Source organism: Cryobacterium sp. PH31-AA6 (assembly GCF_030063195.1).
GTDB lineage: Bacteria > Actinomycetota > Actinomycetes > Actinomycetales > Microbacteriaceae > Cryobacterium.
Window position 1 is genome coordinate 234666 of the sequence record NZ_JASISS010000002.1, and the last position, 17725, is coordinate 252390.

The 17725-nt window shown below is 67.1% G+C and carries 20 protein-coding genes; 9 read left to right on the forward strand and 11 right to left on the reverse strand.

Features of this window, described 5'->3' with window-relative positions:
• Positions 1-238 precede the first annotated feature (238 nt).
• Positions 239-442 (forward strand): transcription antiterminator/RNA stability regulator CspE, encoded by a 204-nt coding sequence (gene cspE, locus QMG61_RS02965; protein WP_035840308.1) that lies wholly within the window; start codon positions 239-241, stop codon positions 440-442.
• Between the two features lie 106 nt (positions 443-548).
• Here cspE and QMG61_RS02970 read toward each other — a convergent pair whose 3' ends face one another.
• Both QMG61_RS02970 and QMG61_RS02975 read right to left on the reverse strand, forming a co-directional pair.
• Positions 549-1136, reverse strand: coding sequence for a TMEM175 family protein (locus tag QMG61_RS02970; RefSeq protein ID WP_283492837.1), 588 nt, complete (start codon positions 1134-1136; stop codon positions 549-551).
• A 58-nt stretch (positions 1137-1194) separates the two neighbouring features.
• Positions 1195-1674: an Lrp/AsnC family transcriptional regulator gene (locus QMG61_RS02975; RefSeq protein ID WP_134506540.1), complete on the reverse strand. Its 480-nt coding sequence runs from the start codon at positions 1672-1674 to the stop codon at positions 1195-1197.
• Between the two features lie 106 nt (positions 1675-1780).
• On the opposite strand from QMG61_RS02975, the gene QMG61_RS02980 reads away from it, so the two are divergent.
• The gene (locus QMG61_RS02980) at positions 1781-3010 is read left to right on the forward strand and encodes a trans-sulfuration enzyme family protein (RefSeq protein ID WP_283492838.1); all 1230 of its coding nucleotides are present in this window, start codon (positions 1781-1783) and stop codon (positions 3008-3010) included.
• Between the two features lie 12 nt (positions 3011-3022).
• On the opposite strand, the gene QMG61_RS02985 is transcribed toward QMG61_RS02980, so the two are convergent.
• Complete coding sequence (locus QMG61_RS02985) at positions 3023-4837, reverse strand: DEAD/DEAH box helicase (protein ID WP_283492839.1); 1815 nt, start codon at positions 4835-4837, stop codon at positions 3023-3025.
• A 90-nt stretch (positions 4838-4927) separates the two neighbouring features.
• On the opposite strand from QMG61_RS02985, the gene QMG61_RS02990 reads away from it, so the two are divergent.
• The gene (locus QMG61_RS02990; protein ID WP_283492840.1) at positions 4928-5716 is read left to right on the forward strand and encodes an SGNH/GDSL hydrolase family protein; all 789 of its coding nucleotides are present in this window, start codon (positions 4928-4930) and stop codon (positions 5714-5716) included.
• 21 nt (positions 5717-5737) lie between these two features.
• On the opposite strand, the gene QMG61_RS02995 is transcribed toward QMG61_RS02990, so the two are convergent.
• Both QMG61_RS02995 and QMG61_RS03000 read right to left on the reverse strand, forming a co-directional pair.
• On the reverse strand, positions 5738-6976 hold the full coding sequence (locus tag QMG61_RS02995) for a D-alanyl-D-alanine carboxypeptidase family protein (RefSeq protein WP_283492841.1): 1239 nt from the start codon (positions 6974-6976) through the stop codon (positions 5738-5740).
• Complete coding sequence (locus QMG61_RS03000; protein ID WP_283492842.1) at positions 6976-7806, reverse strand: TrmH family RNA methyltransferase; 831 nt, start codon at positions 7804-7806, stop codon at positions 6976-6978. Before QMG61_RS03000 ends, QMG61_RS02995 begins: the two co-directional genes overlap by 1 nt.
• A gap of 103 nt (positions 7807-7909) precedes the next feature.
• Between QMG61_RS03000 and QMG61_RS03005 the strand changes: the two genes are divergently transcribed.
• Entirely contained in the window at positions 7910-8761 is an 852-nt protein-coding gene (locus QMG61_RS03005) for a Sir2 family NAD-dependent protein deacetylase (RefSeq protein ID WP_283492843.1), read from the forward strand.
• 32 nt (positions 8762-8793) lie between these two features.
• Positions 8794-9393, forward strand: a complete 600-nt coding sequence (locus tag QMG61_RS03010; RefSeq protein ID WP_283492844.1) for a histidine phosphatase family protein — start codon at positions 8794-8796, stop codon at positions 9391-9393.
• Between the two features lie 21 nt (positions 9394-9414).
• On the opposite strand, the gene QMG61_RS03015 is transcribed toward QMG61_RS03010, so the two are convergent.
• Together QMG61_RS03015 and QMG61_RS03020 are read right to left on the reverse strand one after the other, a co-directional pair.
• The gene (locus tag QMG61_RS03015) at positions 9415-10527 is read right to left on the reverse strand and encodes a glycosyltransferase family 4 protein (protein ID WP_283492845.1); all 1113 of its coding nucleotides are present in this window, start codon (positions 10525-10527) and stop codon (positions 9415-9417) included.
• Positions 10524-11447 (reverse strand): alpha/beta fold hydrolase, encoded by a 924-nt coding sequence (locus QMG61_RS03020; RefSeq protein ID WP_283492846.1) that lies wholly within the window; start codon positions 11445-11447, stop codon positions 10524-10526. The genes QMG61_RS03015 and QMG61_RS03020 overlap by 4 nt, the downstream gene beginning before the upstream one ends.
• 66 nt (positions 11448-11513) lie before the next feature.
• Between QMG61_RS03020 and QMG61_RS03025 the strand changes: the two genes are divergently transcribed.
• Together QMG61_RS03025 and QMG61_RS03030 are read left to right on the forward strand one after the other, a co-directional pair.
• Complete coding sequence (locus tag QMG61_RS03025; protein ID WP_283492847.1) at positions 11514-11717, forward strand: hypothetical protein; 204 nt, start codon at positions 11514-11516, stop codon at positions 11715-11717.
• Between the two features lie 25 nt (positions 11718-11742).
• Positions 11743-12429 (forward strand): exonuclease domain-containing protein, encoded by a 687-nt coding sequence (locus tag QMG61_RS03030; RefSeq protein ID WP_283492848.1) that lies wholly within the window; start codon positions 11743-11745, stop codon positions 12427-12429.
• Positions 12430-12535: 106 nt separating this feature from the next.
• On the opposite strand, the gene QMG61_RS03035 is transcribed toward QMG61_RS03030, so the two are convergent.
• From QMG61_RS03035 to glgA, 3 genes are all read right to left on the reverse strand, one after another.
• Positions 12536-12787 (reverse strand): type B 50S ribosomal protein L31, encoded by a 252-nt coding sequence (locus QMG61_RS03035; RefSeq protein WP_134506572.1) that lies wholly within the window; start codon positions 12785-12787, stop codon positions 12536-12538.
• A 158-nt stretch (positions 12788-12945) separates the two neighbouring features.
• Positions 12946-13728 (reverse strand): ABC transporter ATP-binding protein, encoded by a 783-nt coding sequence (locus QMG61_RS03040; protein ID WP_283492849.1) that lies wholly within the window; start codon positions 13726-13728, stop codon positions 12946-12948.
• Positions 13729-13778: 50 nt separating this feature from the next.
• Positions 13779-14960, reverse strand: a complete 1182-nt coding sequence (glgA, locus tag QMG61_RS03045) for a glycogen synthase (protein WP_283492850.1) — start codon at positions 14958-14960, stop codon at positions 13779-13781.
• 80 nt (positions 14961-15040) lie between these two features.
• Between glgA and QMG61_RS03050 the strand changes: the two genes are divergently transcribed.
• Both QMG61_RS03050 and serB read left to right on the forward strand, forming a co-directional pair.
• Positions 15041-16285, forward strand: a complete 1245-nt coding sequence (locus QMG61_RS03050; RefSeq protein WP_283492851.1) for a glucose-1-phosphate adenylyltransferase — start codon at positions 15041-15043, stop codon at positions 16283-16285.
• Entirely contained in the window at positions 16282-16929 is a 648-nt protein-coding gene (gene serB / locus QMG61_RS03055; RefSeq protein WP_283492852.1) for a phosphoserine phosphatase SerB, read from the forward strand. The genes QMG61_RS03050 and serB overlap by 4 nt, the downstream gene beginning before the upstream one ends.
• Here the strand turns inward: serB and fabG are convergent.
• Positions 16926-17636, reverse strand: a complete 711-nt coding sequence (gene fabG / locus QMG61_RS03060) for a 3-oxoacyl-ACP reductase FabG (RefSeq protein ID WP_283492853.1) — start codon at positions 17634-17636, stop codon at positions 16926-16928. The two genes, serB and fabG, sit on opposite strands and share 4 nt — an antisense overlap.
• Between the last annotated feature and the right edge of the window lie 89 nt (positions 17637-17725).

The window sequence follows — 17725 nt, forward strand, 5'->3', positions numbered from 1 at the left end:
CCCCTGATTGTGTATATCTTTCAGCGAACGTAACGCTTTAGCCTCGAAATCTCCCAGGATTCAGTTTGTTTCGGGCAATGTGAGCTAGTGTTATCTCAGTAGTTGTAGTGCTTGCACGTCTTAAAACGCGTTGACCTCGGTCATCGCGGCGTATTCCTTTCGGAAGCGGACGACGAATACCGCGACGAACGGCCTCGAAAGTCGAGGTCTTTCTAACACTCCTGGAGGAGTTTCAAAAATGGCAACAGGTACCGTGAAATGGTTCAACGCTGAAAAGGGCTTCGGCTTCATCGCTCCCGACGACGGAAGCGCCGATGTCTTCGCGCACTACTCCGCGATCGCATCGAACGGCTACAAGTCGCTCGACGAGAACCAGAAGGTCGAGTTCGAGGTAACCCAGGGCCCCAAGGGTCCCCAGGCCGAGAACATCCGCGCCCTCTAAATAACAGCTACACACAAAGCTGCTTCAACGCTCCCCGCTTCGGCGGGGGGCGTTGTTTTTTAACGCCTCGCGGGCGAGTGCGTGCCGGCCCAGGTGACTCCCCGGCTCATTCCCCCGTAGACGCAGCGACGAACCGCTCGGCCCTTCGGTCCGGCACAAGCCAGATCAGCGCGACGACGAGGTAGGCCGCCATTCCCGCCAGCGGGTGCGCCAGTGCCAGCACGAGCCCGGCAAGGTAGATCACCGGCGAGGACTTCCCCTTCCAATCCCGGCCGAGCGCACGGGCGAGCGGACCATCCCTGCCCTGCTGGCGCACCAGAGTCGACTGCAGGATGTAGAACGCCAGGGCCGCCAACAGCAGGTTCCCGCCGTAGACGAGCACAGGCACGAGTGCGAAACCGGAATCATCGGTCCACCGGGTCGTGAACGGGAACAGGGACAGCCAGAACAACAGGTGCAGGTTCGCCCAGAGAATGGCGCCGTTCACGCGGCCGGCCAGCTGGAACAGGTGATGGTGGTTGTTCCAGTAGATGCCCACATAGACGAAGCTCAGCAGGTAGCTCAGGAAGGTGGGCACCACCCCGGCCACCCCGGCCCAGCTCGGCTCCTCCGGCACCCGCAACTCAAGCACCATGATCGTGATGACGATGGCCAGTACCCCGTCGCTGAAGGCCTCGAGCCTGCTCTTGTTCATGCCGCATCCTCCTCGACGGCACACTAGTCGCTCCGGGCGTATCCCGCCCGGCTGCGGCCTACTTCACCAGGTCCTGCCAGCCGTCACCGTCGACGTACTCGAAGATCAGATTGGTTTCGGTGTGAGCGACGGCCGGGTGCTCCGCCAGGTGTTCCAGCACGAAGTCCCGCAGATCGGAGGCGTCGGCGGCGGCCACGTGCAGGAGGTAGTCATCGGCGCCGGCCGTGTGGAACAGGCCGATCACTCCGGGCCAGTGCGGGGCGGCGTTCCGGAAGTCATCGATCTGCACCCTGGCATGCTTGACCAGCCGCACCGAGATCAGCGCCTGCAGGGAGGCGCCGAGGGCGGCGAGGTCGATGTTCGCGCGGTAGCCCCGAATGTGGCCGAGTTGTTGCAGGCGGCGCAGTCGGAGGGACACGGTCGACTCGGCAACACCGATCTCCGCGGCCAGCGCAGCCCCCGATGCCCTGGCATTGACCGACAGGGCACGCAGAAGAGCGCGGTCGACCCGGTCGATTTCGGACTTCTTCGGTTCCATGGATCCACTCTTTCCTCGCAGTACAGTTTATGCGACATTCCGGGGCGTAACAGAAGACCCTGCAGGCACTCTTGCGTTCGGGCACAGAATCTGTTTTCGTCGGGGGATGATGCCAAAGACGCCGCACCTGGAAACCATCGCCGTCCACGCTGGGATGGGTGGCCTGACCGAGTCAGGAGTCCACGTTCCCGGGATCGACCTCTCCACCACGAATCCACTGGCCGGGGTCGAGTCCGGCGGTGACTCCTACGAGAACCTCGCGACGGGCGGCACGATCGTTCCCGGCGAGTCAGCGGTCTATCAGCGTCTCTGGCAGCCGGGTGTCGCCAGGTTCGAGACCGCGCTCTCTGCGCTGGAGGGCGCCGAGGCCACCGTCGCCTTCGCCAGTGGGATGGCCGCCCTTTCCGCCGTGCTGATCGCGACCGTTGCCGCCGGTAAGCCGCACGTGGTGGCGCTGCGGCCGATCTACGGCGGCACGGACCATGTGCTGGCGACCGGGCTGCTCGGCACGACGGTGACCTGGGTTGACGCGTCCGGTGTTGCGGCCGCGATCCGGGCCGACACCGGGCTGGTGCTGCTCGAGACGCCGGCCAACCCGACCCTGGAACTGACCGACATCCGTGCCGTTGCGAATGCCGCCGGCCGGGTTCCGGTGCTGGTTGACAACACGTTCGCGACGCCCGTCCTCCAGCGTCCGTTGGAGTCGGGGGCCACCCTGGTGTTGCACAGCGCCACGAAGTTCCTCGGCGGCCACGGCGACGCGATGGGCGGGACCGTGTCCGGTCCGGCCGACTGGATCGTGCGCCTGCGCCAGGTGCGCGCGCTCACCGGAGGGATTCTGCACCCGTTCGGGGCCTACCTGTTGCACCGGGGACTGCGCACCCTGCCGGTTCGGGTGCTCGCCCAGCAGGCGACGGCCGCGGAGATCGCACGGCGACTGGTCGGTCACCCGGCCCTGGTCAGGGTCGCCTACCCCGGCCTGCCCGGCCAGGACCCGAAGGCACTGCTGGGCCACCAGAGCAGCGGAGCCGGGTCGATCATCGCCCTCGAGCTGGCCGGCGGCTTCGACGCGGCCGTGCGCTTCACCGAGGCCTGTCGTCTGATCACCCACGCGGTCTCGCTCGGCGGCATCGACTCGCTCGTGCAGCACCCGGCGTCGCTCACGCACCGCCCCGTCGAGGCGAATGCCCGGCCGGCCGCCGCCGTCGTGCGGCTCTCGATCGGGCTGGAGCACGTGGACGACCTGATGGCGGACATCCAGACCGCCCTCAGCGCGGCGCTGGCAGAGCCGGTCAGTGCCGCATTCGCGGACCTGGTCGAGGCCGGCACGAGCTGATCGCCTCAGGGCTCAGCTGCGGCCGAGGCGCCGACGGAGCAGGTCGATCCGCTTCTGGAGCTGGGTGACGCTGGCCTGGGCAACGGCGGGGCCGCCGCATTCGCGACGGAGTTCAGCGTGCACCATGCCGTGCGGCTCACCGGCGAGCTTGGACCACATGCCGACGAGGCTGGCGAGCAGCGTGCGCTGTTCCTTGAGCGTCCGGTACAGCGGTTGCGGCTCCTCCGGCGCGATCTCCCCGGTGACCGGGTCCTTACGCCGGTCGGTCGACCGCTTCGCCTGGCGGGTCTGGCGCTGGCGGAGCAGCTCGGAGACCTGTTCCGGTTCGAGCAGACCCGGGATCCCGATGAAATCGAACTCCTCGTCGGTTCCGGGTTCCGCCAGTTGGCCGAACTCGTCGCCGTTGAACATGACCATGTCGAAGGTGGCCTGGGAATCGATGGCCTGCCAGAGGAATTCCTCCCCGAGTTCGTCAGAGCCCTTCTCCTGCTTGTTCGCGGCGGCCACCATGGCGTCCTCCGGGTTGTACATCCCATCGTCGCCGTCATCGCGGTTGCTGCGATCAAGGGCGTGGTCGCGCTCGAGCTCCAGCGCGTTCGCGAGGCTGAGAAGACCCGGCACGTTGGGCAGGAAAATCGAGGCGGTCTCGCCGCGACGCCTGGCGCGCACGAACCTCCCGATCGCCTGGGCGAAGAACAGTGGGGTGGACGCGCTGGTGGCGTAGACGCCGACGGCGAGCCGGGGCACGTCGACGCCCTCTGACACCATCCGCACCGCCACCATCCAGCGCCGGGTGTTGTGCGAGAACTCGTCGATCCGGTCGCTGGATTCCTTTTCGTCGGAGAGCACGACCGTGACCGGCTCGCCGGAGATCTCTTCCAGGATCGTTGCATACGCGCGCGCCGTGGTCTGGTCGGTCGCGATGACGAGCCCTCCGGCGTCGGGAATGCCGTGACGCACCTGGCTGAGTCGGGAGTCCGCAGCGCGCAGCACGGCGGGGATCCACTGCCCGGTCGGTTCGAGGGCCGTGCGCCAGGCTTGCGAAGTGATGTCCTTCGTGTTGCCCTCGCCGAGCTTGGCCTCCATCTCGTCGCCGGCCCTGGTGCGCCACTTCATGTGACCGGCATAGACCATGAACATCACCGGGCGCACCACGCCGTCCTCGAGGGCGCGGCCGTAACCGTAGTTGTAGTCGCTCTGGGACAACCGGATGCCGTGCTCGTCGGGCAGATAGCTCACGAACGGGATCGGGGACGTGTCGGAACGGAACGGGGTCCCGGTCAAGGACAGCCGGCGGGTGGCCGGCTCGAAGGCCTCCCGAATCGCGTCGCCCCAGCTCAGGGCGTCGCCGCCGTGGTGCACCTCGTCGAGGATGACCAGGGTGCGGCTGGACTGGGTCAGCTCCCGGTGCAGGGCCGCCCGGCTGGCCACCTGGGCGTAGGTGACGGCCACACCGTGGAAATGGCTGCCGTAGCGCCCGTTCGCGTTCTTGAAGCTCGGGTCCAGCCGGATACCCGCCCGCGCCGCGGCATCAGCCCACTGGCGTTTGAGGTGCTCCGTCGGCGCGACCACGGTGATCCGGTCGATCAGCCGACGCGCCTTGAGCTCGGCCGCCAGCCGGAGCGCGAAGGTGGTCTTTCCGGCGCCGGGGGTGGCTGCGGCCAGGAAATCGCGCGGCTGGTGCAGGAAGTACGCCTCGAGGGCCTCGGCCTGCCAAGCCCGGAGCTTGTTCGCGGTGCCCCAGGCGGCGCGCTCGGGGAAGGACGGGGACAGGTGTTCGGCTGCACTCGTTCCCTGGATTGGTTCGAAGGCAGGCAAAGTAGTCACTCCCTAAAATCTAGCAAGGTGCGCCGACAGTTTGGTGCGAACGGGGACGAGGTGCGCCGACAGTTTGCTGCGAACGGGGACAATGGAAGCATGACGACGCCGATGCATCCGTGGTCCCGTTACATCGCCCTCGGCGATTCCTTCACCGAGGGTGTGGGCGATCCGGAGCCGACCAGCCGGGGCGGGCACCGCGGCTGGTCGGATCGGGTGGCCGAGGTGCTCAGCCAGGGTACCGAGGATTTCGCCTACGCGAACCTTGCGGTGCGCGGAAAATTGATCGGCCAGATCATCGACGAGCAGCTCGAGCCCGCCGTCGCCCTGCACCCTGACCTGATCACGATCTCTGCGGGCGGAAACGACGTGCTGCGCCCCGGCTCCGACCCCGACCTGATCGCTGCCAGGTGTGAGGAGGCCGTGCGGCGGCTCGCCGTCGACGGTGCGACGATCGTGCTGTTCACGGGCGCCGACGTCGGGTTCTCCCCCGTCTTCAGAGGAATCCGGGGCAAGGTCGCGATCTACAATGAGAATATCCGCGCCGTCGCGGCCCGATACGACTGCGTGGTCGCCGACCTCTGGTCGCTGACCGAGATTCAGGAGGCGGGCATGTGGGCTCCGGACCGGTTGCACCTGAACGCCCTCGGCCACCACACCGTCGCGCGAATGGTGCTGGGGGTGCTCAATGTGCCCAACACGCTCGAGGCGACGGCTCCGGAGCCGATGCCGGGAACGACCTGGCGCAAGGCCCGCAGCGAAGACATCCTCTGGGCGCGCGAGTACCTGGTGCCGTGGGTGTTGCGGCGAATCCGCCACCAGTCGTCCGGCGACCACGTTCTGCCCAAACGCCCGGAGGCCGGACCGCTCGAGCACACTTCTGCCTGAGCCGGCCACCCGTTCCGGGTGCTAATTCTCCGCTGAGGCCAGCACGCCCGGATGGCTGAAGCGCCACTCCGGTCCGGGGTCGCTGATCGTCTTATCGAGCACGAGCGGCACGCTCACGATCTTGCCGCCCACGGTGAAGTCGACCGCTCCCACCGCGTCACCGGCGTCACCGAGCGTGATCGGGCGCGCCACGGCAGAGGCGGTCACCGGGGTATCGGACCAGACGAGAGCGGATGCCGCCTCGGCGGTGACCGCCTGACTGTCCTGGCCCCATTTCGTCCCGTAAGAGGCATAGGCCGCTCCCTTGTCGGTCAGGGTGACTTCCCGGAACCCGGGCTTGACGCTCTCGATCAGGGCCGTGATCCCGGCGTTCAGCTCGGTGTGGGTGTCGCCGCCGAGCATGACGCCGACCAGCGTGACGGTTTCAGCACCGACGGCGAATTCCGCGGAGAAGAGCAGGCAGGCTCCGGCTTCGTCGGTGGTGCCGGTCTTCAGCCCGGTCACACCGTTCTTGCCGAGGAGCTTGTTGGTGTTGGTGACGGTCCCGATGGTGGGCAGGTCGGCGGTGCGCTCCGAGACGATGGAGGCCAGCGCCGGATTCGCGAGGACGAGTTTGCCGATTTCGATCAGGTTCGCGGGGCTGCTCTTGCTGCCCGGCGAGAGACCGCTCGTGTCGGCCACGGCCGTCGCGTCGAGGCCGTGCGCGTCGAGCCAGTCCTGCGCGGCCGCGAGATAGGCGTCCATCGAGCCGAACGCCCAGACGGCCAGGGACACGCTGTAGTTGTTCGCCGAGGGCAGGATCATCGCTTCCATGGTCTGGCGCTGGGTGAGTACCATCCCCGCGGAGACGGGCGCGACCGAGCCGTCCTCGGCGATGGTGTCGTAGTAGATGTCGACGTCCTTGTCGGTGAAACGGATCTCCGGGCCGGGCTCCGTGCCGGTCAGGGGCTTCTTCTCCAACACGACGAGTGAGGTGATCATCTTGGTGATGCTCGCGATGGGAACGGTGTCCTGTGTTCCGGCGGAGCCGAGCACGCCGGGGTAGCCGACGGCACCGATGGCACCGAAACCCTGGCCAGGCCAGCTCAACTCGGCGACGGGCTGGGTGAGGGCGGCCGGCTGGCTGAGTGCGGCCGTGACCTCAGGGACCGGGGCCAGGCCGGTGCCGGCGAGATAACCGACGCCGCCGAGGAAGACGACGAGAACCCCGACGAAGGCCAGGCGTCGGCGGCGGAAGGTCTGTTCTCGGGTCAGCGACATCAGTCGATTCTACCGAAGCCGGGAGTGGGGACGCGCAGCGCGTACAGGGCGACGGCGCTGGCCGACGCGACATTGAGGGAGTCGACGCCGTGCAGCATCGGGATCGTCACGACCGTGTCTGCGGCGGAAATGGCCTGCGGGCTGAGCCCGTCTCCCTCCGCGCCGAGAATCAGCGCCAGGCGCTCCGGCGGATCGGCGGCGAAGGTTTCGAGACTGACGGCGTTGTCCGAGAGGGCAAGCGCGGCGAGGTGGAATCCGGCCTGGTGGAGAAGTGGGGCGGCATCGGCCCACTCCGGCAGCCTGGTCCAGGGAACCTGGAGCACGGTTCCCATGCTCACCCTGACGCTCCGCCGGTAGAGCGGGTCGGCGCAGCGCGGGGTGATCAATACGGCGTCGGCTCCGAGGCCCGCCACGGAGCGGAAGATCGCGCCGACGTTGGTATGGTCGACGATGTCCTCGAGGATCACTATTCGGCGGGCATCCCGAATCAGGTCGGCGGCCGCGGCGAGCGGCGGCCGGTGCATTGCGGCGAGGGCGCCGCGGTGAAGGTTGTACCCGGTGAGCCGTTCGAGTACGGCGGCCTCGCCGACATAGACCGGAACGTCCGGCCAGGTTTCCAGGAGCGGCAGCACATCGGGCAACCACTGTTCCTGCACGAGCACGGACCTGGGCCGATGTCCGGCCGCCAGGGCACGCACGATGACCTTGCTCGACTCGGCGATGTACAGGCCGCCGGCCGGTTCGGCGACACGCCGCAGGGCGACATCCGTGAGTCGCGCGTAGTCGGAGAGACCGGGCAGGTCAAGGTCGGTGATGTGAACGATCTGCACCAGATGACGCCTTTCGAGGGAGTGAGCGACTCCAGCCTGTCAGGAACGTCACCCAGACGAAAACCAGCGAGTTTAGACTCGGGTGTACAGAGGATGGAGCACCATGACCACCGAGACGATTCCGGTCTCCGACGCGGTCGCCGCCGAGGCGCTGGACACCGTCGCCGAATTGCTGCGCGGCAAACAGACCGTGGTGCTCACCGGAGCCGGGATGAGCACTGACTCCGGCATCCCCGATTACCGGGGTAAGGGCGCTCCGGTGCGCACCCCGATGAATTTTCAGACCTTCGTCGGTGACGAACGGGCGAGGAAGCGATACTGGGCCGGCAGCCACCTCGGCTGGCACCGCTTCCGGGCCGCCGAGCCCAACCTCGGCCACCGTTCGCTGGCGCGGCTCGAGCAGCACGGCGCCATCTCCGGCGTGATCACCCAGAACGTCGACGGCCTGCACACGAGGGCCGGTTCCCGGCACGTCGTCGATCTGCACGGATCGATGGACCTCGTGGTGTGCCTGGCCTGTGGGCAGGCGTTCGGTCGGGACAGCGTCGCGGCCCGTCTCGAAGCGGCGAACCCGTTCCTGGAGTCTTCGGACTCGGTTCGGGTGGCCCCGGACGGCGACGCCGAGGTCACCGACGTCGACGCGTTCGTCATCCCGGCCTGCACGGTCTGCGGCGGCATGCTCAAACCGAACGTCGTCTTCTTCGGCGAGCTTGTGCCGACGGTCAAGTTCACCGAGGCCACCGCTCTGGTCGCCGGGGCGGAGGCGCTCGTCATCGCCGGGTCGTCGCTCGTGGTGAATTCGGGCATCCGCCTGCTCGAACAGGCGAGACGCCGCAAACTGCCGATTGTGGTCATCAACCGGGGATTCACCAAGGGCGATGGGCGGGCGCTGATTAAGCTTGAGGCCGGGACGTCGGAGACGCTCGCGGGTCTCGCGGTCCGTCTGGTCGGCTGACCCGGCCCATGCTCGAGGACGGAACGGCGGCAATGACCAGACTCTCGATAGTGCGGCACGGGCAGACCGAGTGGAACCTGCGGACCAGGATTCAGGGCAGCACGGATATTCCGCTCAACTCGACCGGTCGCGCCCAGGCTGCCGAGACGGGCCTGCGTCTGCGCGCCAGGCACTGGGACGCTGTCGTGACGAGCCCCCTGGATCGGGCGCACGAGACGGCACGGATCCTGGCCGGCGAGTTGGGACTTGCCCAGCCTGAGGTGGTTGCGGCGCTCACCGAGCGTCATCACGGCCAGATCGAGGGGCTCACTTTCGCCGAACGTCAGTCCCGCTTCCCCAACGGCGTCGCGGTGCCCGGCCTGGAGACACGGCAGGAGGTGCTGGACCGGGTGGTGCCGGCCCTCGGCCTGATCGCCGCGGCCCGACCGGGACAGGCCGTGCTCGTGGTCTGTCACGGCGGGGTGATCGGCACCCTGCTCCGCGAGAGCACGGGCGGAGAACGGCCACGGCACGACGAGCTCATCGCCAACGGCTCCGTGCACGACTTTGTCTGGCGTGATGGGCGGCTCGACCTCGAGTTCTTCGACGCGACCGTGCGTACCCTGGCGGAGAACACCCACTACACCGGCTGAGAGCGGGCGGGCTGTCCAGGGTCAGTGCGGCGCGGCCTCGGCCGAGTCGGGATCAGAGGACGCAACAGAAGCCGGGGCCGTGTCCGTGATGAGCGCCAGCAGTGTTCGGGCGGATTCGGCCCAGGTGAACCGTCCCGCCGTGGTGATCGATCGCCGTGAGCGTTCGGCCCACTCCCCCGGCTGGTCCAGCCGGGTGACGGCCTCGACCAGGGCCCGCGGGTCCGTCGGGTGGAAGTAGAGCGCGGCATCTCCCCCGATTTCGCGGAAGATGGGGATGTCGCTGACCACGATGGGGATGCCCTGACTCATCGCTTCGACCAGGGGAATTCCGAATCCCTCGTCGAGGCTGGCGGTGACCAGCGCCGTCGCCCCGCGCAGCACCCTCGAGTACTCCTCGTCGCTGGCGCCGTCGTGGAAAATGAGCTTCGCCTGCGGGGCGAGCGCGGTCAACCTGGCGCGTTCCGGCCCGCCGACCCGGCTCATCAGGTGCAGTTCGTGTTCCGGCAACTCGGCGACGGCTCTCACGAGCGTATCCACGTTCTTGTACGGCATGAACGAACCCATGTAGACGAGCCGCCCGGTCTCCGCCGTCTCGCGGCGCACCGGACCCTGACCGAGCGCACCCGCGGCGTTGGGGACCACGGTGACCGGCCGGTGGGTGAGATGATGTTTCCGGATCAGATCGCGGGTGGTGTCCGAGACCGTGACAATCGCGTCCGCCCGGTTCAGGAGCATCCGTTGCGGCCACCAGGCCAGGTGGTAGAGACGCCACAGCAGGCGCACGGCGGCGGGGAAATCCCGAGGTGGTGTGCGATTGCGGTAGTAGATCAGATCGTGCACGGTGAGGATGAGCCGGTAGCGGCGCCCCCAGGAGCCCATGGTCTGCATGGGGCTGAAGACGACGTCCGGGCGCAGCCGGTTGACCTGAAGGGCGACCAGGGGTTCCCGAATGCTGGTGGGGGCGCTCACGAGCTGCCAGGGCAGGGCGGGCAGGAGGGCCAGCTGCCGGTGGTCGCTGATCAGCATGATCACGGGGTGCAGCTTGCCGAGTTCGGTGACCAGACCGGCGGTGTACCGGCTGATCCCGTCATGCCGGTCGAACCGGGTGTAGCGACAATCCACGACGACCCTCATGCGGTGGCCTCCCGGCTGAGGAAGTGACGGATCTCGTCCGCGGCCTGCGCCGGAACCTCGTAGTGGATCAGGTGCCCGACGTCGGGGATCACCCGCAGGCTCGCGTTCGGGAACAGCGTCTGCAGCCGGTGCTGGGCGGCAACCGGGGTGATGTCGTCCTTCTCAGCGGCCACGAGCAGGGTCGGTTGCGGAATGGAGCCGGCGAACTCGGTGACATCGGAGCCGACTGACGCGGTGAACGCCTCGAGCACGACCGATCGGTCGGCAAAGGCGGAGAAGTACCGGTCGTGCTGATCATGAATCCAGCGGCGGAGCTCCCTGTCCCCGGTCTTGGCCATCGTGATACTCATCACCCGAACAATCGCTCGGTTGCGGAGCAGGGCGAAGCCGAGCCGTTCCGGCAGTTTCGCCGCCGCCCAGTAGTAGAACACGGCCAGGCGGGTCAGGAGGCCCCGAGGCCCCGAGAGCGCGGGCGCGGCAATCGGATTCACGAGCACGACCTCGTCCGCGTCGAGGCCGCCCGCCATCGCCGCGGCGACGATGATCGAACCGAATGAGTGCCCGAGAATCACGGTTCGCCCGCCGAGGGGCAGCACATCGACCAGTTCGGACAGCCAGCGACCGTAACCGGCGATGTCGTGCCGGATCGGGGTGAGCGGGCCGGACTCTCCGAAGCCCGGCAGGTCAGGGGAAATGATCCGGAAACCGGGTAGTTGGGCGACGACCGGCTCGAGACCGTGGTGGTCACCCCGGAACCCGTGGACCATGACGATGGTCGTGGTCGTGGTCGTGGTCGTGGTCGTGGTCGTGGCCGGATCGCCGTATTCCCAGTACCTGGTCCGGCTGCCGAGCACGTCAACGGTGTGCACGGTGACGGGGATCCGGGCGAGCAGTTCGTCGTACGGCGAAGGAACATTCATCAGTCCCAGTTTAGGGCTGACTCTGCACAGGGGCTGGACAGATGAGGTGCCGATGAATCTAGACTCGTGCTGCCCTACGGAGACTTCTACGTGTGGAGCGACGACGACAAGAAGTATCCGTCCATCCGGATCATCTTCACCGACACCGACACCGAGGAATCCAATGCGGTCGGAGACGACGGACATCCCCAAGGCGGCCGGCTGCGGCGTGAGATCGGCCTGGGCGACACGATCTGGCTGCCCGACCGGGACGGTGGCGGCGGCCGGTGACGGTGGTCGCCCGTAGGCTGTGCCCATGAGCAACTGGAGCGACACCCTGGCCGTATTCGACCTCGAGACGACCGGCATCGATGTGGAGACGAGCCGGATCGTGTCGGCGACCGTGGCCATCATCGACCGGGAAGGGGCGGTGCTCGAACGGGTTGACTGGCTTCTCGACCCGGGCATCGAGATCCCCGCCCAGGCCACCAATGTGCACGGCATCACCACCGAAGACGCCGTGGCGAACGGGAGAGGAGCCGCTGAGGGTGTCGCCGAGATCGTGGCGACGATTCGTGAGCACCTCGGTCGCGGACTGCCCCTGGTGGCCTACAACGCCCCCTACGACCTCACGCTGCTCAACCGGGAGTCGCTGCGCCACGGCGTTCTGCCGCTCGTGGCGCCCTCGCCGGTCGTCGACCCGCTCGTGATCGACAAGGCCATCGACCGGTACCGTAAGGGCAAGCGCACCCTGGAAGTGACCAGTGCGTTCTATGGCGTCACCCTCGACGACGCGCATGATTCCGCGGCCGATGCGATCGCGGCGGGCCGGGTGGCGCAGGCCATCGTGCGCGCCCACGGGGGCAAACTCCCCGCCACTGTCACGGAACTGCACGAGCTGCAGGCGAAGTGGTCGCTCGAGCAGGCAGAGAGCTTCCAGGCGTACATGCGCCGAGAACGCGACCCGGAGTTCGTGGCGGCCGGCGGTTGGCCAGAACGCTGACCCGGCTCCCGGAACGCCGGTCACGTGAAAATGAAGAAGGCGACCAGCCGAAGCTGGTCGCCTTCTTCGTTGCCGCGCGACGTGGCGCCGCGGGCCTGGGGCCTGGTTACTTGCCGAAGCCCTTGTAACGCGAGTTGAACTTCTCGACCCGTCCGGCGGAGTCCATGATGCGCTGCTTGCCGGTGTAGAACGGGTGCGACTCTGAGGAGATTTCCACGTCGATGACCGGGTAGGTGGCGCCGTCTTCCCAGTCGATGGTCTTGGAGCTGGAGACCGTCGAACGGGTAAGGAACGTCGCACCCGACGCGAGGTCGCGGAAAACCACGGGAGCGTACGTGGGGTGAATGTCAGACTTCATGAAGACTTCCTTATTGCTGTTCGATTGGTGAGGTGCGCTTCGATCGGCGAGATCAGTCTCGCCAGGTGCGGCAGAAAAACTCTGTGGTCCTAGGACCGACTGTCGAGTTTAGCAGAACAAGGCCGCGGCGACGGCCATTTCGCCGGGGTGGGTGCCGGTCACACCGCTCGCGCGCTGTAGCGACCGTCGATTTCGTTCAATTCGATCGGCAGTCCGAACGTTTCGGTGAGCAAATCCGCGGTGAGCGCCTCGGCGAGTGGTCCGGCACTGACCACGCGGCCGCCGGAGAGGAGCAGCACGTGGGTGAAGCCGACCGGGATCTCCTCGACGTGGTGGGTGACCATGATGATGGCCGGCGAGTTAGCTTCGCTGGCGAAACCGCCGAGCAGGCGAAGCAGTTCCTCACGGGCCCCCAGATCGAGGCTGGCGGCCGGTTCGTCCAGGAGCAGGGCTTCCGGGTCGGTCATGATCGCGCGCGCAATCTGCACGCGCTTCTGTTCCCCGTCGCTGAGCGTGCCGAATTTGCGTTCGGCGAGGTGGTCCAGGCTCCATTCGGCCAGCACCCGCAGCGCGCGGCGTTCGTCGATGGCCTCGTACTCCTCGTTCCAGCGTCCCGTCACCGAATAGGCGGCCGTCATGACGACATCGAGGACCTTCTCGTTCGCAGGGACCTTGCGTGCCATCGCGGTCGACGCGAAACCGATCCGGGGGCGCAACTCGAACAGGTCGGTGCCGCCGATCGGCTCCTCGAGAACCTCGGCGCGACCGCTTGACGGGTGCATCAGCGCCGCCGCAATCTGCAGCAGCGTCGTCTTCCCCGCGCCGTTCGGACCGAGAATGACCCAGCGCTCATTGTCATCAACGCTCCAGTTCACTGAGTCGAGGATGGTTGTGCCAGCCCGGACGACGGAGACGTCGGTGAAGTGAAGAACGTTGACCATATAGCCATGTTATCTGCCGCCGCGGGGCGCCGGGCACGCCCGGCCGGTCGCTACAGCAGCGAGGCGTAGATCTCGCGGGTACGGGTGGCGATCTGGCTCCAGCTGAACATTTCCTCCGCGCGGACCCGCCCGGCGCGGCCCATTCCGGCGGCGAGATCCGGATCGGAGAGCACCTCGACCAGGGTCCGAGCCAGATCGGCGACGAAACGTTCAGGGTCGAGCGGCGTCCCGGTGCCGTCGGTCGCCTGGTCGATCGGCACGAGCCGTCCGGTGACGCCATCGGCGACGACCTCGGGGATTCCACCGGTTGCGGTGCCGACGACCGGCAGGCCGCAGGCCATCGCCTCAAGGTTGACGATTCCGAGCGGCTCGTAGACCGACGGGCAGACGAAGACGGTTCCGGCGGTGAGAACGGCCGCGAGCTCGTGTTGTGGGAGCAACCGATCGATCCAGACGACGCCGGTGCGCTCGCGTTGCAACGCCTCGACCCCGGCGGTGACCTCGGCGAGGATGCCGGGAGTGTCGGGCGCCCCGGCACAGAGGACAAGCTGTACGTCTGCGGGAAGGGTCGCGGCGGCCCGGAGGAGGTAGGGCAGGCCTTTCTGCCGGGTGATGCGGCCGACGAAGACCACGGAGGGTCGATCGGGGTCGATGCCCAGCGCGCGTACCGTATCGGTGTCGACGGTGGGCTTCCACCGTTCGAGGTCGATGCCGTTGTACACCGTCTGCACCCGGGACTCGTCCAGTGCCGGGTAGCTGCGGAGGATGTCGCGGCGCATGCCATCGCTGACGGCGATCACGGCATCCGCACCCTCGAACGCTGTGCGCTCGATCCAGCTGGACACCCGGTAGCCGCCGCCGAGCTGTTCGGCCTTCCACGGCCGAAGCGGTTCCAGGCTGTGCGCCGTGACCACGTGCGGCACCCCGTGGAGCAGCTTGGCGATGTGGCCGGCTCCGTTCGCGTACCAGGTGTGCGAGTGCACGATATCGGCACCCTGCACGTCCTGGGCCATCTGCAGGTCGACGCCCAGGGTGGCCAGCGTCGCGTTTGCGTCCGCGAGTTGGGCGGGGACGCCGTAGGCGAAGGTGTCGGCGGCTTCTCGTGGAGCACCGAAACAGCGAACGACCACCTCGATGTCCGTGCGCAGGGCTCGCACGAGTTCGGCAACGTGCACGCCGGCTCCGCCGTAAATCTCCGGGGGGTATTCCTTGGTCAACAGATCCACTCGCATGCAGTAAAGCTAGCGCAGGCGGACCGAAGACACACCCATCCGTGCTGGTCCGGTGCCCCGGTTGGCCCTACTGTAAGGGTATGGAGTCGAAGAAGATCTTTGGAATCGTGCTTGCTGGCGGCGAGGGAAAACGGCTGATGCCGTTGACCGAGGACCGCGCGAAGCCGGCAGTGCCGTTCGGCGGCCACTACCGGTTGATTGACTTCGCGCTGTCCAATCTCATCAACTCGGGGCTCACCCAGATCGTGGTGCTCACCCAGTACAAATCGCACAGCCTTGACCGGCACGTCTCACAGACGTGGCATGTCACCGGCGGCCTGTTCAACTCGTACATCGCCTCGGTGCCTGCTCAGCAGCGGCTCGGCAAGCGCTGGTTCAGCGGCTCGGCCGACGCCATCCTGCAGAGCCTGAACCTCATCCACGATGAGAAGCCGGACATCGTCGTCGTCGTCGGCGCCGACCACGTGTACCGCATGGACTTCAGCCAGATGATCGCCGCACACATCGCTTCGGGGGCTGCCGCCACCGTGGCCGCCATCCGCCAGCCGATTGAGCTGGCCGACCAGTTCGGCGTCATCGAGGTCGACGCGGCCACCCCGGACCACATTCGGGACTTCCGCGAGAAGCCGAAGGATGCAGTCGGGCTCGCCGACGCCCCGCACGAGGTCTTCGCCTCGATGGGTAACTACGTCTTCAACGCTGACGCGCTGATCGAGGCCGTTCTCCGTGACGGCGAACGCACCGACTCCAGCCACGACATGGGTGGCGACATCATCCCGGACTTCGTGTCCCGTGGTGAAGCCGGCGTCTACGATCTGCAGCGCAACGTGGTGCCCGGCTCGACCGACCGCGACCGGTATTACTGGCGCGATGTCGGAACCATGGACTCCTTCTTCGAGGCTCACCAGGACCTGATCAGCGCCCTGCCCGTCTTCAACCTGTACAACCAGAAGTGGCCGATCTTCAGCCAGCAGCTGAACTCGCCTCCTGCGAAATTCGTGCGTGACGCCCATGGTGCCCTCGGCACCATGATCGACTCGATCGTCTCCCTCGGCTGTGTCATCTCCGGCGCGCACATTGAACGGAGCGTGCTCGGCCCCTGGGTCGCGATCGACTCCGGTTCCCAGGTGGTGGACTCGATCGTCTTCGACCGGGTGCAGATCAAGCCGGGCGCGATCGTGCGCCGGGCGATCCTCGACAAGGACGTTTTGGTTGAGGCCGGAGCCGAGATCGGGGTCAACCGTGACCGAGACCTCGCCAGGGGCTTCAGCGTGACCGATTCCGGCATCACCGTGGTCGGCAAGGGCGTGCACGTACACCCGTGACCGTTCCTGCCCCATTCCTCGTCGTCCTTGACGCCGATTCCACCCTGATCGAAAACGAGGTCATCGAGTTGCTGGCGGATGAGGCCGGCTCCCTCGAACTCGTCGCCGACGTCACCGAGCGGGCGATGCGTGGTGAGATCGACTTCGCCGAGAGCCTCCGGGCTCGGGTGAAGACTCTCGCGGGGCTGTCCACCGGTGTCTTCGCGGACGTCTTGCCGATGATCCGACCGACGCCGGGGGTGCACGAGCTGATCGCCGGGCTGCACGCCAACGGCTGCAGGGTCGGCGTGGTGTCCGGCGGCTTCCACGAGGTGCTCGATCTCCTCGCGGTCGATTTCGGCCTCGACCACTGGCGGGCAAACCGGCTGGAAGCCATCGACGGCAAACTGACCGGGGGTCTGGTCGGGCCCATCATCGACGCCGGGGCCAAGGCCGCGGCCCTCACCGAATGGGCCGCGGCGGAGTCGTTGCCGCTCCGTCAGACCGTCGCGGTCGGGGACGGCGCGAACGACCTGCTGATGATGCATGCCGCCGGACTCGGCGTCGCGTTCAACGCCAAGCCGCTCGTACGGGCGAGGGCGGACCTGGCGATCGACGTCTGCGATCTCAGCCAGATCCTGCCTCTGCTCGGCCTGCGGGGTTAGTGGCCCATGCCCAATCCGCCGTCAACGGGGATGACCGCCCCGGAGATGTAGGCGGCGTCGTCTCCGGCCAGCCAGGCGACAACCCGGGCGACCTCACCGGGGGTGGCGAACCGGCCGGCCGGGATGCTCTTCCGGTAGTCGGCTTGCTGGGTTTCCGACAGCTGGGCGGTCATGTCTGTTTCGATGAAGCCGGGCGCGACGACATTCGCCGTGATTCCCCTGGCCCCGAGTTCCCTGGTGACGGAGCGGGCCAGCCCGATCAGTCCGCTCTTGGACGCGGAGTAGTTCACCTGTCCGGCGGAACCGTACAGGCCGACGACGCTCGAGATCAAGACGATCCGGCCGAACCTGGCCTTGAGCATCCCCTTCGAAGCCCGCTTCACGACCCGGAACGCGCCGCTGAGGTTCGTGTCGATCACCGTGGTGAAGTCGTCTTCCGTCATCCGCATCAGCAACGTGTCGCGGGTGATTCCCGCGTTGGCCACAACGACCTCGACCGGGCCCAGCGCGGCCTCGATCTCGGTGAACGCGGCGTCGATCGACGTCGCGTCCGTGACGTCCGCGCGCACGGTCAGGCTGCCCTCGGGGCCCTGCCCGGAGCGGGCGGTCACCGCTACCCGGTGACCTTGCCTGACGAATTCCTCGGCGATGGAAAACCCGATTCCCCGGTTTCCCCCGGTCACGAGAACGGTCCTGACAGTCGTCATGCGGTGGTCCTATCTTTTCCCAGCGAACGAACAGCCGCGCGCACGTAGATTTCAGTTTACGGCGTCGTCGTCGACGGTCGACGAGACGT